13 protein-coding genes are annotated in these 17,610 nt (G+C 62.7%); 10 read left to right on the top strand and 3 right to left on the bottom strand.

Annotated features, from left to right (window positions below):
* Positions 1-191: 191 nt before the first annotated feature.
* Complete coding sequence (locus tag V5E97_RS38540) at positions 192-1,079, bottom strand: outer-membrane lipoprotein carrier protein LolA (protein ID WP_406696854.1); 888 nt, start codon at positions 1,077-1,079, stop codon at positions 192-194.
* 1,090 nt (positions 1,080-2,169) lie between these two features.
* Here V5E97_RS38540 and amrB point away from each other — a divergent pair.
* From amrB to V5E97_RS38590, 10 genes are all read left to right on the top strand, one after another.
* Positions 2,170-3,447 carry an AmmeMemoRadiSam system protein B gene (gene amrB, locus V5E97_RS38545; RefSeq protein ID WP_406696855.1) on the top strand — a complete coding sequence of 426 codons (1,278 nt, stop codon included), beginning with the start codon at positions 2,170-2,172 and terminating at the stop codon, positions 3,445-3,447.
* Entirely contained in the window at positions 3,440-4,381 is a 942-nt protein-coding gene (locus tag V5E97_RS38550; RefSeq protein WP_406696856.1) for an alpha/beta fold hydrolase, read from the top strand. Before amrB ends, V5E97_RS38550 begins: the two co-directional genes overlap by 8 nt.
* Before the next feature lie 167 nt (positions 4,382-4,548).
* Positions 4,549-5,823: a precorrin-6y C5,15-methyltransferase (decarboxylating) subunit CbiE gene (gene cbiE / locus V5E97_RS38555; RefSeq protein WP_406701284.1), complete on the top strand. Its 1,275-nt coding sequence runs from the start codon at positions 4,549-4,551 to the stop codon at positions 5,821-5,823.
* 116 nt (positions 5,824-5,939) lie between these two features.
* Entirely contained in the window at positions 5,940-6,686 is a 747-nt protein-coding gene (locus tag V5E97_RS38560; RefSeq protein WP_406696857.1) for a PIG-L family deacetylase, read from the top strand.
* 113 nt (positions 6,687-6,799) lie between these two features.
* Positions 6,800-7,747, top strand: coding sequence for a PP2C family protein-serine/threonine phosphatase (locus V5E97_RS38565; RefSeq protein WP_406696858.1), 948 nt, complete (start codon positions 6,800-6,802; stop codon positions 7,745-7,747).
* A 216-nt stretch (positions 7,748-7,963) separates the two neighbouring features.
* Entirely contained in the window at positions 7,964-9,349 is a 1,386-nt protein-coding gene (locus V5E97_RS38570) for a serine/threonine-protein kinase (RefSeq protein ID WP_406696859.1), read from the top strand.
* A gap of 97 nt (positions 9,350-9,446) precedes the next feature.
* Positions 9,447-9,653 carry a hypothetical protein gene (locus tag V5E97_RS38575; protein ID WP_406696860.1) on the top strand — a complete coding sequence of 69 codons (207 nt, stop codon included), beginning with the start codon at positions 9,447-9,449 and terminating at the stop codon, positions 9,651-9,653.
* A gap of 124 nt (positions 9,654-9,777) precedes the next feature.
* Positions 9,778-14,184 carry a DEAD/DEAH box helicase gene (locus V5E97_RS38580; protein WP_406696862.1) on the top strand — a complete coding sequence of 1,469 codons (4,407 nt, stop codon included), beginning with the start codon at positions 9,778-9,780 and terminating at the stop codon, positions 14,182-14,184.
* A gap of 192 nt (positions 14,185-14,376) precedes the next feature.
* Positions 14,377-14,961, top strand: a complete 585-nt coding sequence (locus tag V5E97_RS38585; protein ID WP_406701285.1) for a peptidylprolyl isomerase — start codon at positions 14,377-14,379, stop codon at positions 14,959-14,961.
* 154 nt (positions 14,962-15,115) lie between these two features.
* Positions 15,116-15,415, top strand: coding sequence for a ferredoxin family protein (locus V5E97_RS38590; protein ID WP_015244960.1), 300 nt, complete (start codon positions 15,116-15,118; stop codon positions 15,413-15,415).
* A 382-nt stretch (positions 15,416-15,797) separates the two neighbouring features.
* Here V5E97_RS38590 and V5E97_RS38595 read toward each other — a convergent pair whose 3' ends face one another.
* A complete protein-coding gene (locus V5E97_RS38595) occupies positions 15,798-16,757 on the bottom strand; it encodes a DUF1559 family PulG-like putative transporter (RefSeq protein ID WP_406696863.1) in 960 nt (319 codons plus the stop codon).
* Positions 16,758-16,918: 161 nt separating this feature from the next.
* Positions 16,919-17,551 (bottom strand): HNH endonuclease, encoded by a 633-nt coding sequence (locus V5E97_RS38600; RefSeq protein ID WP_406696864.1) that lies wholly within the window; start codon positions 17,549-17,551, stop codon positions 16,919-16,921.
* Between the last annotated feature and the right edge of the window lie 59 nt (positions 17,552-17,610).

Here is a 17,610-nt window from a genome sequence, read left to right on the forward strand (position 1 = left end):
GGAGGACCGGCCACCTCACCCGATTATATGCCTCTGAAAAATCACCGTCAAACTTACGGTCTCTCGGGGAGCAACCGGCTCGCTTCCGCTTGCTCTCACAGCATCGTTTCAAACGCAAAAATTAAAAAAAGAAAGGCGAGGCACCATGGCCTCGCCCTCACGCAAATCTGTCCTCTGACTTCGACCGGCAATCAGCGCACATTTCCGCCCTGGGTGCCGCGACGGAGCGGCGCCTGGCGGGTATCTCCGGTTCGAGGGGCTTGAGCGGGGACGGGGGACGGAGCCGCCTGGCTCTCATCCTTGTTGTAGAGAATCTTCCAGGGGGGCCCCAGCTTCTGGCCTTGGAAGTTCGCCGCCATGACGGGCGCATTCGGTTTGATTCCGGAAATCACAAAATACTTTTTGCTCTTCCCTTCCGGATCAAGCAAGACGATCTGGGTCGGCAACAGCATGTTCCTGTCGAGTTCGACCCACGCCGCACTGAAGCATTCCTTATCAATCGGAAGCTGCGGCAAGACAGAAATGACGTAGCATTTCTCATTCTCGCTGAGCAGTTTCATCAGATAGCGTTTACGCGCTTCCTCCGCCTGAAAGTTGAACAGGAACGGCAGCGGACCTTCCTGAAGTGCGCGTTGGCGTTGCTGCACGCCCAGTTCATGGACGAATACCTGATGGGTATCACTTCGGTATTGCCAGACTTCCTTACCCGTGCAGACGATCCGCTCATGCGGGACGAGTTGTCTCGGCTTCCCCTCCGTGGTGACGACCTTCTGGAAGTCGAGCCAGGCCTGGTTCGGGCTCTTGAACATAGCCCGCCCTTCGTACTCCTCGTCGTCCCACTTGGCGGATTTGTCGACCCGCCGGATCTTGACGTCCAAGCTCCGGAGTTGGGTGCTCTGCTTCGCCCACTTGGCCAGAAGCAGTTGCATTCGCGACCCGTCCGGATCGATCGGAGGTGCCGCGGCCTTTCCGGCCGCCGGCGCTGCCGGCCGGGCCTGCTGTTGCGCCGATGCCGGATCGACCAATGTGGCCCAGAACACCACGGCCAGAGACAAGACCATCTTTATGGACCATCGCATGGGCAACCCTCCTCCGTGGGACTGGCCTTCGCCTCGTTATTACCGGAGTACGTTTCACACCGGCGCGGCAAACCTATCAGAGATCGGCCCAGCCCGCCAGACCAGCCCTTTCGACACCGCCCCATCGCATCGACTTACTTCATCCGCCCTGGAATCGAGCACTCGTGCCAGCTTCAAAAGCGGTGAGAAGAAGCACTCCCAGCAACATCGTTCGGGAATGAACCACTCGCGACCGACCGTCCGGGGATTTCAATTCAACCGCGTGGCCGATCTCCAATTAAAGCCTCGCCTCACCCGCCACCAATTCATCAACGACTTACAACGATTCAGCGGTCAGAATCAGATCTCCCCGTTGGGCGGGGGACTTTCTCACCGCCGATGCCAGGACCAGTGGACAGCGCGGACACTTTGGGCGGCCAAGGCAGCCCGAGGAGCCGAAGCAAGGCTCTGCCGGAAAAGGACTTCTGCGCCACCTACTGCCTACGCGACCACTACTGAAACTGTCCTCGCTTGTCCACCCTCGCTGAGAAAGTCCCGTTGGGCGGGCACACACCACCACCTTAACCTTCGCGCTGGCAAGGAGATAGGCATGATGGGCGAGACCCACCCCTACGGGGATCGTTGGAACCTCGATGATGCCGCGGCCGATTGCGTTGAGGTAGGAGGAAACGGGTACAGCGAAGCTTGACGTAGCAAACGCCCACTACCCTAAGTTTTCCTAGTTTGTCGGATTCGCGGTGCGCCGCATGTTTGGACTTGGCCCGCCGAACACTCCTCGATTGGATTGTTTTTTCTGCCGGAGCCGTGAAGGAACGTGATTTGCACAGGCAGTGAAGGCCAGAGCCGTTTCTCTCGTTGAGCCATCAAAAACAACGCTTGGAGCCTGCGATGAGCCTGGAACCGATTCGAGAGATCGCTCCTCCCGCTTGGCCGCTCCCCTTGATCGGTCTGCCACCACGGGGTCCGCGTCGAGCCGCTTGACGATCTTGGGTTCCCGCCGGAGAATGATCGAGACGTCGTTCCCGCGCCCGTCGTGGACGTGGGACGGCTCGAAAGGATCCCCGGCCTTGTGAGCCCCAGGAACGTCACGATGGCGTCCCTCGACCGACCCAAGCTCCGGCCCCTGTCAGCCCGACGCTTTGAGCATCAGGGGCAGACGTACGCAGCGATCGCCGACCCACTCGGTGTCTTTCTCGAGCCCGTCTTGATTCCGCTCGACGGCTATCAATGGGTCGTCCGCCACTTCGATGGCGAGACGCCCCTGAGCGAGATTCAGGCCCGAGTGCTCCGCGAGACCGGCCAACTGATCACGACGGCACAGCTCGAGGAATTGGTCGATCAACTCGATCGCGCCCTGGTCCTCGACGGTCCGACGTTCGCCGCCTACCACGAGTCGTACCAACGCGAACAGGTGCGGCCCGCCGCCCTGGCGGGACGATCCTACGCCGGCACCGAGCGAGCGCTTCGGTCGCAGCTTGCTCGCTACTTCGCTCATGCCGACGGATCGGGCCTACCGCAACCCGAACCCCAGACCGTGCCGGCTCGGCTACGAGGTGTACTGAGCCCTCATATCGACTTCCAGCGCGGCGGGTTGGTCTACACCTGGTCTTACAAGGAGCTGGTCGAGCGATCCGACGCCGACACGTTCGTGATCCTGGGCGTGGCTCATCAGTATTGTCGAAATCGTTTCGCATTGACCCGCAAGGACTTCGAGACGCCGCTCGGTCGAGTCCCAACCAACCGTGACTACGTCGATCGGATCGCTTCGTTGGCCGGACAGAACCTCTTCGAGGATGAACTCTCGCATCGAACCGAGCACTCGATCGAGTTTCAGGTCGTATTTCTCCAGTACCTCCTGGGTGGCATCCGCGAGTTCTCGATCGTGCCGATCCTGGTCGGCTCGTTCCACGACTTGATGGATGCGGGAACCGACCCGATCGAGTCCGCCGACGTGCGCCGATTTGTTGAGGCGCTGCACGCCGCGGAAGCGGCCCATGGCAAGAAGGTCGCGTATATTGGCGGGATTGACCTCTGCCACGTCGGCCCGGAGTTCGGCGATCCCGAGTTGCTCGATCCCGAAATCCTGGCGGAAGTGCGTTCGTTCGACCGAGCGATGCTCGCCCGCGCCGCCGCTCGCGACGCGGCGGGTTGGTTCGGGACGGCGGCCGAGATCGGCAATCGTTGGCGAGTCTGTGGATTGGCCGCGGCCTACACGATGCTTCACGCGATGGGACCCGCGCGGGGCACGCTCCTCAAATATGACCAGGCCGTCGATGACGGACGCACCTGCTGCGTCAGTTTTGCCAGCCTCGCGTTTGAAGTTCATGAAGAATCCAGCCCCTTAGCCGAGGTCCAGACCCGTGCCTGACCGTCCCGCGCCGGCTGTCGAGACGCCCGAAATTCCTTCACGGCCGCCGTGCCCGGCGCCTGCTGATTTCCGGGCGGAGGTCGCTACGTACGACCGGCTGGCGGAGCACGCGATCTGGGAGGGTCCGCGTTACCGGATGCGCTATCGGGTGCTCGGCCAAGGGCCCCCTCTGATCCTTGCCCCAGGCATTGCAGCGACCTATCGCGGCTATGCCCTCATGCTCAACCGGCTCTCGAGCCGGTTCCGGACGGTCATCTTCGACTACCCAGGAGATCATCCCGACGACGGGGCCAGACTGGGACGGATTACCCACGACCACATTGTCGACGACCTCTTCGGCCTCATTGATCACCTCAACATCGGCCGTGCCTTCTTGACGGGCCTCTCGTTCGGTTCCACGGTCGTGCTTCGGGCGCTCCACCGAGAGCCGAGGCGATTTCCCAAGGGGGTCGTGCAAGGGGCGTTCGCTCACCGGCGGTTCTCCGCGGCCGAACGCCTGGCGCTGTCCTTCGGTCGTCATCTCCCGGGCAAGAGTTCGCGACTGCCTTGGCGTGAGCAGGTTCTCGCCTACAACAGCAAGAGCCACTTCCCCTCGATCATCGAGGACCGCTGGCCCTATTATCTCGAGCAGAACGGCCTCACCCCAATCGCGGCACTGGCCCATCGGCTCGACCTAGTCACCCGGCTCGACCTTCGTCCGATCCTCCCCGAAATACGCAACCCCGTCCTCCTGCTCCAGGGGAACGAGGACCGGATCGTTGTCCGCCGCTACTTCGACGAACTGAATGCCGCCTTGCCAGCCGCCGAGGGGGTCATCATGCCTCTGGTCGGCCACCAGCCGCACTACACACACGCCGAGGCGCTGGCACAAGTGACCGCCGACTGGCTGCTCCCTTGTGCGCCCGAGGGTTGCCCCAACGAGCCCAAATCATGAGTGGGAGCCTGAGCTCCGGATCTGATCGACGCAAGCCGTGCCGTCTTGTTGCGAGGGTCCGAACTCAGATCGGCGCTCGATCTATCCTGACGAGTCTCTCCGGTTTACAATAAAACGCTCGTCGGCGTGGCGGTCGTCGCGAACCAACGAAAACTCATCTATTGAGGATGTCGACCTTGGCCGAATCTCGCTCGAAGCTGGTGATTGTAGGGATCGGCGACGACGGCCTCGCCGGGATGACCGAGTCGGCGCGTCGGATCGTGGCCGAGGCCGAGGTGATCCTGGGCGCTCCGGCGACACTCGCGCTACTCGACGGCCTGGGCGGCCGACGAGAGCCGCTCGAACCCGATATGCCCGCCGCGCTCCGGCAAGTGCGTGAGGCGTTCGCATCGCAACGAGCCGTGCTGGTGAGCGGGGGCGATCCGCTCTTCTATGGCGTGGCACGATACCTGTGCGACCGCCTGGGTAAGGATCAGTTTGAGGTCATTCCCCACGTCAGCAGCATGCAGCTCGCCTTCGCGCGAGTCAAGGAGAGCTGGGAGGACGCCTACCTGACCAGCCTCGCCGGACGACCGCTCGAAGCGATCGTCGATCGGATCCGGACGGCCGAGAAAGTGGGGCTCTTTTCCAGCGACGAGCACCCGCCGAACCGCTTGGCTCGAGCGCTCCTCGAGCGTGGGATCGACTACTTCCGCGCCTATGTCTGTGAAAATCTCGGCTCGCCCGACGAGCGGGTGACCCAGGCTGAGCTGACCGATCTGGCCAGCATGGACTTCGACCCGCTCAACGTCCTGATCCTGATCCGAAAGCCGAATCGCCCCGACCAGGCCAGCCGCGCGGGGCGGCACCGTCTCTTCGGCAACGCCGACGATGTGTTCGCCCAGACGCTGCCCAAGCGTGGTTTGATCACCCAGGCCGAGGTCCGCTCGATCGCCCTGGCTCAGCTCGATATCAGGCCGGATAGCGTGGTCTGGGACATCGGCGCGGGTTCCGGTTCGGTGGCCATCGAGGCCGCCCAACTGGCCCATCAAGGCATCGTCTACGCCGTCGAGCCCGAGGCGGCCGACGTGGCCTTGATCGAGGCCAATGCCGAGTCGTTCGGAGTGCCCAACGTCCGCCCGGTCGCGGGCCGCGCTCCGGAAGTGCTCGCGAGCTTGCCCGATCCCGACGCGATCTTTGTCGGCGGCACCGGCCGACAGGTCGTGCTCGTCCTCCGTACGGCCTACGCTCGGCTCTGTCCGGGGGGCCGAATGGCGGTGAACGTCGTCACGATCGACGGACTGGCCACCGCGCTCGAAACGCTCAAAAAGCTCACCTCGGAAGTCCAGGTCTGGAATATCTCGATCGCACGCGGAATCGAGCAGATGGACCGGGTGCGGTTCGAGGCGATTAACCCCACCTTTCTCCTCGCCGTCACCAAAACGCCGGACGTGAGCGACTGAAACTTTCGCGATTCCCGTCCCTCGGTTGTGAGAAGCCGAGGGCGGCAGGTATACTGGCGGGAAAGGGACATCACATTGGTCGCTTCTGAATCGCGGCCGCACGAGGAATGGGCAGCATGGCCGAGGCCGTCGACACGGAGCTGGATCTGATCGCTGTCGGCGCACACCCCGACGATGTCGAGATCGCATGCGGTGGAACTTTGGCACGCCTGGTTCGGAAGGGATATAACGTCGGGATCGTCGATCTGACCGACGGCGAGCCAACACCGCTTTCCGCCGGCCCCGACATCCGGCTCGCCGAAGCGGAGCGAGCGGCCAAAATCCTCGGCGTCCAGGTTCGAATCAACCTGAACCTGCCAAACCGTCGGCTCTTCGATAACTTCGAGGCGCGTGTGGCTCTGGCCAAGGTGTTCCGAAAATACCGACCCAAAGTGGTGCTGGGCTTCGGTGGCAAAACCGTGCTCGCCTCGCCCGACCACTACCAAGCCATGTTGATCACCGATGCTGCCGTCTTCTACAGTCGGCTCACGAAGTGGGACGAGCATTTCGATAACCTGCCGGTCCACACGATCACGAATCAGCTAAGCTTCCCGATTGCAATTCACGGGTTAGACTTGCCCGAGGCCTCAGGCTACATTGTCGCCGACATCGGCAGCACGCTTGACGTGAAGATCGAGGCGGTTCGCGCTTACGCCACCCAGTTTCCCGCCAATAAGGCGGGGATCTTCGGTGCCGTCGAAACCATGAACCGTTACCACGGGCTGACGGCCGGTTTCGAGGCGGGAGAGTTGTTCATGACTTATCGCTCGGTGGGGATCGACGACCTGATGCGATGGGCCAGCCCCGGCCACGCGCGTTCGTGAACCGCCGAATTCCAGACTGTAAGTTCCGATCCAGGCGCATTGCGCTCGTTCGGTGAAAGAAGGCGGTCGAGGTGAGTTGGTACTCGCGGTTCCTTTCATGGCTGAGGAATTTGATGAACGACTTCGTGGGGAAGTCTTCGGAAACTCGTGGCCAGAGCGACCTGGACGCCACCGCTGACCACCCCACGCCCCCGCCGCTGACGGTCCGCTCGAGTGGCCTGAAGCTCCTCGTTGGCGTGGTCTCGACGGTGGGCCGCTACCGCGAACACAACGAAGACAATTACTTCGTACCGGGCCGAAAATCGGTCCGATTTGACGCCCCGTCGGCCCCGGAAGGGAGCGGCGAGACCGTCTTGTCGTCACTCGACCCCTCGTCCAACGTGCTCTTTATCGTCGCCGACGGTATGGGAGGGCAGCAGGCGGGCGAGCAGGCGAGCAAGATGGCCGTCGAGTTGATCCCGCGTGCCGTCTCACGGCGGCTCGGATCGGATGAATCGGACCCGAAAGTGGTACAAGGGCTGATTCGTGATTCGGTCGCCGACGCCAATCAGGAGATCCTCGGCTGTTCGGGAGCCGTGGCCGAATTCTCGAACATGGGGACCACCGTTGTCCTCGCGCTCTTCCGACACGATCGTGTGTTTGTTGCGGGCATCGGTGATTCGAGGGCGTACCGCCTTCGCGGCGGTCAGTTCGAGCAACTTACCGAGGACCATTCCCTGGCCGATGCGCTGGGTCGCGCAGGCACGATCACCAAGGAAGAAGTCGCCAATCATAAGTTCAAGAATGTGCTCTACCTCTACCTCGGCAGCAAGGACGCACGGGGCGGACCCGAGGAAGTTCGGGTCCTCGACGTCCTGCCGGGCGACCGATTCCTGCTCGCGACTGACGGGCTGACAGGGGTCGTTCACGACGAGGAACTGGCCCGAGTGCTCCAGACTTGCGACGACCCGCAGAAGGCGGCGCGAGTCCTGATCGACCAGGCACTGGCCAATGACTCGAAGGACAATATCACCAGTTTGGTTATCCACGTGGTGAACGAGGTCGAACGCGCGACCTTGTAACGACCGCCTTCGTCGTTCCAGAAGTCGTCCTGAACCCCATGTTGACTACTGGGTCCGCTCCATTAACGAACCTCGATCGGTCGTGGTTTCCGACTCGTGGTCCGTTGTCAGGTCGCGCCAGGCGCCCGTCGCACACCGAATCCAGTGCTCGTGATCATCCGCCCCGGCGTTGTCGCCGGCATGAGTGGACCGTCCCAACCAAGGGGTCTGAGCATCATGCCGCGGCTTGACGACTTCCTGGCGAACCTGGCCACGAGCGGCTTGGTGCCCTCGGACGAGTTGGCCCGGGCCCGGGCCAACCTGCTACCGGGCGAACCAGGCGCCGATGCGGCTGTCCGCCTTGCCAAGTGGTTGATCCAGCTCGATCTCCTGACCCCGTACCAGGCCAGGAAGGTCCTCGCCGGTGCCACCCGTGGCTTCTTCCTCGGAGGCTACCGGATCCTCCGGCCGATCGGTGAGGGGGGGATGGGGAAGGTCTTTCTCGCCGCCCGCGACGGAAAACCGCAGCGGGTCGCAATCAAGGTGCTTCCTCCCAAGAAGGCCGCCGAGGAAGGACAGGCCTTACTTCGATTCCGCCGCGAAATGGAACTGTCGCGCCGAGCCAATCATCCCAACCTGGCGCGTACCCTCGACGTCGGCAGCGAGGGAAACGTTCATTTCATGGTGCTTGAGTACATTCCGGGCGACAGCCTCTATCACACGGTGAAGGGAAAAAACGGCGGCCCGCTTCGCGTCGCCGACACAGCGCGATTCTTCCTCAAAGTCCTCGACGGCCTCGAAGCCGCCCATAACTCCGGCCTGATCCATCGCGACATCAAGCCGTCGAACATCATGGTGACTCCCGACGGTGATGCCCGGATCCTCGACCTGGGGCTGGCCAAGGCGATCAACGAGGAGAGTCCGCTCACTCGCCCGAACGTTGTGATCGGTACGCTCGACTACGCCAGCCCCGAGCAACTCGGCAACGCCGCGCGGGCCGACCGCCGGAGCGACCTCTACAGTCTCGGCTGCACGCTCTACTTCACCCTCTCGGGCCGGGCCCCGTTTGAAGGGGGCGACGTCGTCAACAAGATCTTCAAGCAACGCATGGAAGATCCGGAGCCCCTGGAACGAGTGGCCCGCGGTGTCCCTGCAGCGTTCGCGGCGATCGTCCGCAAGCTCATGGCCAAGTCGCCCGACGATCGGTATCAGAACTGCGAGGAGCTTCGCCCCGACATCGCGCGCTGGACCGACCCGGAAAAAGTCAGGGCAATCCTCGGTACCGAGGCCGAATCGGCCAGCGCGTTCCGACCGCCCCCCCCCGAGTTGGAAGACGATGACCTCCGTCTGCTCTCCGTCGACGAGTCGCAAAGTTCCCAACCCTTCTCGCTCCGCGACCTGGGCGAGGCCGAGCCGGCCCTCGCCCCCATGCATCGCTCCCCCCCGCCCCCCGTCCCCGCCCTTGTCCTGCTCCCTGGTGAACGGGAACGACGCGAAGCCGCGAACCACGCCTACATAGGTCGTCGAACCGAGCCGGATGACTCACGATGGCTCGTCCACTTCGTCGCCATCGCACTCGTCATCGGGGTTCTCGCCATCTTGGGAATTACGCTACTCCGTTGAACTTTTCAGCAATGGCGCACCGTTTGCTTGGTCAAGGCACTGCACGCCTACGACACAAGCAATTCGCGTGGGATTTGAAGCGGGGGGACTTCCACAGATGGCTGTTTTTCACGGCTTGATTGCAAGCAAAACGGGCACGCCACTTCAGGGCGATGTGGTCGAAATCGGCTTATTACTGCCTGCAGATCGAGCCGACGCGCTGGTCGAACTCTCCAAACGACGCCACCAAAGCGTTGCCCAGATTCTCCGCGATCTCATCGACCGTGCGCTCACCGACGATGAGCTGGCCACACGCTGGTCCTGACCTCTTTTTTTTCAATTTGGGTACATTTGTTTAGATCCATCTTGTCAGAAGGTGATCGTTCGAGCGACAATTGGGGGAAGCTCGTCGAAAAAGTCGGCGAGCCGAGGGGGGTCTGCCTCAACCCATGTCACGCAACGATGGCCTGGACGGCTTTCTGCCGGTCGTGGCCGCCTGGTTTCGAACCACCTTCGGTGCGCCCACCCCTCCTCAGCAATCAGGCTGGCCGGCGATCGCCGAGGGCCGAAACACACTCATTTTCGCCCCCACCGGTTCGGGCAAAACACTGGCGGCATTCCTGGCCTGTCTTGACCATCTCTGGCGGACGCCAAGGCGTGCACCCGGGGCGCGAATCCTCTATATCTCACCGCTGAAGGCCCTGAACCAGGACGTCTATCGCAACCTTCAGATGCCTCTCGAGGGGATCTTGGAGACGGCTCGCGCAACCGGTACAGAGTTGGCTCCGCTCACGGTTGCGGTCCGGAGCGGTGATACGTCCCCGGCTGACCGCCAGAAGCTCGTCCGCAAGCCTCCCGACATCCTGATCACTACGCCCGAGTCGCTGCACCTGATGCTGACGAGCCGGGCCCGAGAGACTTTACGGTCACTCTCCCACGTGATCATTGATGAGATCCACGCCCTTTGCCCCAACAAACGCGGTGTGTTCCTCGCCCTCTTGCTGGAACGTCTGGAGGCGATCAACCCCAATGGGTTCGTCCGCGTGGGCCTTTCGGCCACCCAGCGGCCGCTCGACGAAGTCGCGCGGTACCTGGGCGGCTGCCGGATCAAAACCGGCCCCGGATCGAAGACTCGACTCGAACCGAGACCGGTGACGATCGTCGACACGGGGCACCGCAAAGAGCTCGACTTGCAAATCCTCGTGCCGTTCGAGCGGCCAGGACCCGTCGCCCCCGGCACGACCTGGCCCGCCATCGAACGCCGACTCCTCGAGCTCATTCGCGCGCACCGCTCGACGATCATCTTCGCCAACAACCGGCGGGTTGTGGAACGGCTGACCTCTCATCTGAACGAACTCGAAGAAGAACATGAGACGCCCGTCACCTCGCTGGTTCGCTCGCATCATGGCAGCCTGAGTCTGGAAGAACGGCGGAACACGGAAGAGGCTCTGAAGGGGGGCGAGCTTCAAGCCGTGGTGGCCACGGCGTCACTGGAACTCGGGATCGACATGGGCGCGGTCGACTTGGTCTGCCAGGTCGAATCGCCCGGCAGCGTAGCGCGGGGACTTCAGCGGGTCGGCCGCGCGGGGCACGTGGTCGGTCGGGTCAGTAAGGGGCGGCTCATCGCCAAGACGGCCAGCGACCTCCTGGAATCGGCGGCGCTCTGCCGCGCGATGGTGGGCGGCACGGTCGAGTCGTTGCGCGTGCCGAACGGTTGTCTCGACGTGCTCGCCCAGCAAGTGGTTGCCTGCGTGGCGATGGATCGCTGGGATGTCCCCGCGCTCTTCGACCTGGTCCGTTCGGCGTATCCCTATGCCAAGCTCTCCCCGTCCGCATTCGACAGCGTGCTTCGAATGGTTGCGGGTCGATTCCCCACCGAGACCTTCCGCGACCTCCGGGCCCGGGTGACCTGGGACCGGGTCCACAACCGCCTGCACGCGCTGCCCGGCAGCGCACGGCTCGCGGTGACCAGCGGTGGGACGATCCCGGACACCGGCCAGTACCCCGTCTATCTGGGCAATGAGGGGCCTCGGCTGGGTGAGCTCGACGAGGAATTCGTCCTCGAACGCCGGGTGGGAGAGACCTTCGTGCTCGGGACCGCCACCTGGCGGATCGAGGCCATTGAGGCGCACCGAGTCGTGGTGGCTCGGGCCGAGGGGCAGGCCGCCATGATGCCGTTCTGGCGCGGAGAGGATGCGGCAAGGACCGCGGAGCTCGGCGAAGCCGTGGGAGCCCTGAGCCGCGAGCTGGTCGAGCGGCTCGACGACCCGGGGCTGTCGGCCTGGCTTCAGTCCGACTGTCATCTCGAGCCGGCCGCGGCGGAGTCGTTGCGCGACCACTTCGCGCGTCAGGTCAGGACCGTCGGAGCCGCCCCCGACGACCGGACCGTCGTGATCGAGTCCTTCCGCGATCCGGCCGGCGAGATGGGGGTGGCCGTACTCACTCCCTTCGGCGGTAAACTTCATCAGGCCTTGAAACTTGCCCTTCAAGGCCGGTTGCGGGAGCGGTTGGGAATCTCTCTGTCCTGCCTTCACGCCGACGATGGGATCTTGATTCGCCTGCCCCAGAACGACGATCCTCCCCTCGACCTGTTCGACGGCCTTACCGCCGAACTTGCCGAGCGGCTGATCCGTGACGAGCTTGGGGAGAGCGCCCTGTTCGGGCTCCGGTTTCGCCAGAATGCCGGGAGGGCGCTACTCATGCCCCGGCCCGACCCGTCGAAGCGAACGCCGCTCTGGCTCCAGCGGCTCCGGGCTAAGGACCTGCTGCAAGTCGTCCGGCAATTCCCTGACTTCCCGATCGTGGTCGAGACCTACCGTGAATGTCTCAACGACGACCTCGACTTGCCCCGACTCCGCCTCTTTCTCGACCGCGTCGCCTCGGGTGCCATCCGGATCGTGACGCGCCGCGGTGAGATCGCCTCCCCGTTCGCGGCCGACCTCATCTTTCGCTTTACCTCCCAATTCCTTTATCAGTGGGACGAGCCCCGACGAGCCGATCGCCAAGCGGGCCGGGCAGCGGTGGACGAAGGCCTTCTCGATCCGTTGCTCGACCCAGCAAGCCAGGCGCACTGGCTCGACCCCAACGCGATTGGTCAGGTTGACAGCCGGCTCCGTGAGGTCGGCCGCCCCCCTCGCACGGTCGACGAAATGGCCGAAACCCTGCTTCGACTGGGAGATCTCGCACCAGGCGAGTTGAGCGGCCCGATGCTCGGCTTCCTCGTCGAGCTTCACGCGCAGGGCAGGGCCGCGGAAATCGAGCTCCCAGGCACGGCCGAGCCCTCCCGCTGGATCAGCGCGGAGGAATCAATCCTCTATGCGTCGGCCTTTGCCAGCGAACCGAGCGACGCTGGGCAAGAGACGATCGTCCGCCGTTTCCTCAGCACCCACGCCCTGGTCGGCCTCGACGAACTCCTCCGCCGCTACCCGCTGGACCCGGCGGCGGCAACCGACCTGCTTGAACGTTGGGAAGAGCAGGGGAGGTTGATCCGCCTCGAGCCGGCCGGCGACTCGGGCGAGCCCCTCTGGGCCGAGCGGCGAAACCTCGAGGAGGTCCGTCGCCTCTCCATCGCCCTGCGACGGCGGGAGAGTGTGGCCGTCTCCCCCGAAGTCTTCGCCGACTTTGTGGCCCGCCGTCAGCACGTTCATCCGGCAACGCGCTGGGAGGGACAAGCGGCGGTTGCCCTGATCCTGGACCAGCTCGCTGGGTTCGCAACCCCGGCCGACCTCTGGGAAACCGACATTTTGCCAAGGCGGCTACGCGACTTCCGCGCAGCCTGGCTCGACGACCTCCTCTCGGCCGGTGGCTGGTCCTGGCGAGCCGAAGGGGAGACCAAGGGGGAGCCACGCGTCGGCTTCGCACCTCGTGACTTCGTCGGCGGCTGGCCCCTCCCCGACGCTCCCCCCACCCTCTCGGACAATGAGAGCCGAGTCCTCGCCGAGCTCGAGGGTCGAGGCGCCTCGTTCGCGACCGACCTGACTCGGCACCTGGGCCTCGAACCCTCACGCACGCGGCTGGCGCTCGATCGCTTGCTCCGGCTCGGCCTGGCCACGAACGACCGATTCGATCCCCTCCGACCTGGCGGTTCCGCAATGACCGAGGCACTCACCCGCGCCTCGGCGGCCGCCGCGGGGCACCGACCGAGCTTGCAGCGTTCCCGTCCCTCACTTCGTCGTACCGCATCGAGTCGTCCCGAGGGACGCTGGTCGCGGTTGGAGTCGGTGGAGGCAGATCCCGAGACAAGCCACCTCGCCTGGGCCGCGGTCCTGCTCGAACGGTACGGTGTTCTGGCTCGCGAAACAGCCGCACTCGACACGTGGTGCCCTCCTTGGCGCAACTTGGCCCCCTGGCTCGCCCGGGCAGAGTTGAGAGGCGAGCTCCGGCGAGGCTATTTTGTGGAGGGGCTCTCGGGCGTTCAGTACGCAACGCTCGACGTTGCCGAAGCGTTGGCCAAGCGAGCAGGCGACCGGGAACCTACTCCTGAGTTCGTTTTGATCTCATCCCTGGACCCGGCCAACCTATACGGCTCGGGAGCGCCGTTCGACATCGACCTGCTCAACGGAGGAACCGCGCGGTTACCTCGCAATCCCACAAATTTCCTGGTCTTACGGGATGGCCGCCCGATCTTGATCATCGAGGCAGGCGGCAAACGGCTGTCGGGCCTGGCTTCGGCCTCGGAACTGGACCTGCGCGGGGCCCTGGCCCTGGTTCCCAAGCTGGCAGGACCGTCGCGAAGAGTGCTGAAAGTCGAGACCTACAACACCAGCCCCGCAATTGAGAGCCCCGCCGCCCCTTGGTTGGCCGAGCTTGGGTTCGTGCGCGATTATCCGGGAATGACGTATTACGCAGGTTGGTAGTCGCGCCGGGTTTGCGCCCGGTTTCTCCTGCTCCTCGCGTGAAGCAATCGCGAAGGCAGCGGGCGGCTACCCAATCGGCCAGCCGTTTGCTAGATTCAAGTTTCGCAACGACAGTCCGGCCCTGCAATGACCTGCGGTCACCGCTTCAGGCTCACTTTTCGGAGGTTGATCCCCATGACACGAGCACGATTCATGAGTCGGTTTCTCTTTGGTATCACCGCGTTCTGCGGGCTCGGCGCCATGACGATGACCGCCACCGCCGCCGATGACAAGCCGGTGGTGATCCTCGACACGACCCTGGGACCAATTACCATTGAACTTGACCGGGCCAAGGCGCCGATCACAGTCGACAACTTCCTCAAGTATGTCGACGACGGTTTCTACGACAATCTGATCTTCCACCGGGTGATGCCCGACTTCATGATTCAGGGCGGAGGGTTTGACGATCAGCTGAATGAGAAGCAGACCAGGGCTTCGATCAAGAACGAGTCGGGCAACGGCTTGAGCAATACGCGCGGAACCATCGCGATGGCCCGCCTCAACGCCCCGAATTCGGCGACCGCTCAGTTCTTCATCAACCTGTTCGACGCAAATAGTCGGCTCGACAGCTACGGAGGCGGATATACTGTCTTCGGCAAGGTCACGGCGGGAATGGATGTGGTCGACGCAATCGCCAAAGTCCAAACCACCACCAAATCCACCGCCAAAGGCAACCTCGAAGACGTCCCCGTCAAACCGATTTACATCAAGAGCGCCAAGCGGAAAGCCAAGTCCTGACCCAATTTCGGCTAGCGGACGCACGCCGGACTCTCTTGACCCATGCTGGCGTGCGATCTAAGATGTCCGGAGGTGCGCGTCTGGATTCGCTCCGGACCTCTCGATTCATGATCCTCTCGGTTTTGTGATATCAGGTATTCTTAGGAGTATATGAATGGCTCACATCGTGGCCGAGCCTTGTTTTGACTGCAAGTACACCGACTGTGTTGTCGTCTGCCCCGTCGATTGCTTCTACGAAGGGGCGCAGATGCTTTACATCAACCCCGAGGAATGCATCGACTGCGAAGCGTGCGTCCCGGAGTGCCCCGTCGAGGCGATCTTCCACGAAGACAACCTGCCGGACGACTGGAAGGACTTCACTGCGTTGAATGCGGAAGAAGCCCCCAAGTGCCCCGTGATCAACGAGAAGAAGGACGCACTGGAAGGCGAGTCTTGCACGCCCGCCAAGAAGTAACACCAGCTGCGCGAACCGCCAAACCGAGTCGACCCCAACCCAACCCCAGACGCTCCTCTGGGGTTTCTTTTTTGCGCGGCGCAAACGAAAGAGGGGATGAATTCGCTCGGCGAACGAACATGGCTCTCCGCTCAGCAAACGACCGACGTACAGCTTCGCCGAACCCGTTTCCCTCGACGTCAACACCGATAGGCCATGGCCCCATCGTCGGCTTAACCATCCCCGAAGGGTGGGCACGGCCCACCCGACGGGAAAAATCGGATTCTGGAGGCAAAAACAGAACGAAGCCACGGTTGTTATCGGCCGTGTTCGAACGCGAATGGGCGAAGCCAGTTGGCTCCGCCCATAAAGTCGCAAATCCCAGATTGATTGGGAGTTGAACTCACTTGATCTCGTCGCTCGAGATCGACTCACCCCCCGAGCGGGTCATGAGTTTCATCAGAACGAGCTTATTGATCTGGCTGGTGACCGTGCCGACGCTTCCGTCGCAACGCGCGAAGTTCACCATGCCCGGGTGCTTGCTGGCCCAATAGGTCCAGTAGTTCGTCGTGCCGACGGTGATTGGCTTGTTGATCGTGCGGCCCAGAAGTGTACGGACACAAGAACTTGGAGCGTCGCTCCAGTAATTCTTGGGATAAATCACTTCGCCGATAAACATGGTCGAGGTCGTTCCATCGGTAATATCGGCCATGCTCACGGTTGAGTTCTTGTAGGTGACCCCGTTGTCGAACTGGGTGCAAGTCGACGTGCTGAGGTCGAGCGGGTTGGTCGGCAGCGTGGCGGCATCGTTGCAGGCGAGATTGCCATCGGCGGCCGAATTCCCCCGATAGTCAGACGGCCCGAGCTTGATCGCGGTCGAGGCGCCCGATGCGACCGCATTCGCCTTCCGGTTCGACGGGCAAACGAAGGCTTCGATGGTGCGGCGCGTCGACGTCGTGTTATCGCTCACGTTCGGAGGGAGGTTGAAGTTGATCTCGTTCCAGAGGTTCGTTTGCTCGAGCTTCAACAGCAAACCCGACGTCAGACCGTTCCACATATAGGGTTGGCTCGCCCACGGCAGGCAATTACAGTCGCCGCCGGTGCACCCCGAAGTGGCCTCCCACTGCGATTCGTTGCAGAACCAACCCGAGGGAAGACTCAAGAAGGTGTCGTGATACTCCTGTCCGGCCAACCCCAATTGCTTGAGGTTGTTCTGGCACTTCGCCCGGTTCGCTGCCTCTCGGGCCGATTGCACCGCCGGCATGATCAGCGCGACCAATACGCCAATAATTGCGATAACGACGAGTAACTCGATCAGGGTGAACCCTGACTTCGACCTCGCGGCTCCCCGGCTTCGACGCATGGGCCTATCCCTCTTTTTACGACCGGACTGACGGCGTCACAATCTTCCGACCATCCAGCCTAACCGATCGACGAATTGAATGCCATCACCCTCTCACTGATTCGCAAGAGGTCTGAAATGGGCTCATGAGAAGCATTCGAGGGTGACGGCGTTTTATTCACTCATTTCAATTCGACCGACCAATAGGCGTTATCGAGGAACGTCTTCCAACTCTGGTAACGGCGATGCGAAAGCTTCAGGCAAAGTGAGGGGCTGGTCCGGGGCTGAATCGGTTCCTTGATCAAGCGCATGTTGGCTTCCCAAGGCGTGCGACCGCCTTTCCGGACGTTGCACTTCAGGCAGGCGCACACGATATTTTCCCAGTTCGCCAGTCCGCCTCGACTGCGGGGCAAGACGTGATCGAGGCTCAACTCACTGGTCGCGAACCGCTTGCCACAATACTGGCAACGATTGCCGTCCCTGGCAAAAATGTTGCGGCGGTTGAATTTGACCTTCTGCCGGGGAAGGCGATCGTACGCCAGGAGGCGTACGACGCGGGGCACCTGGATCTCGAAGTGAACGGTGCGGATGAACTCGTCGTCGGGGTGCTTGAACAGCGCCCGAGCCTCGGAGACTTCGCGCCAGCTCTGGAAATCGAATGCGGCGTACCGGCCATCGTCCAGCGTGATCACCTCGGCCAGATCCTTGAAGAGCAGGCAAAAGGCCCGCCGGACCGAGATCACGTGAACCGCCATGTAAAACTTATTCAGGACAAGGACACTGGCATCGAGGGCGTGACTGGCGCCAAAACTCATGGGCGTGTCTCTCCTCCGAGCGGCAGAAACGGACGTAATGGGCCAAGGCGAAAGGCTCG

The organism is Singulisphaera photorubra, assembly GCF_045290345.1.
Lineage (GTDB): Bacteria > Planctomycetota > Planctomycetia > Isosphaerales > Isosphaeraceae > Singulisphaera.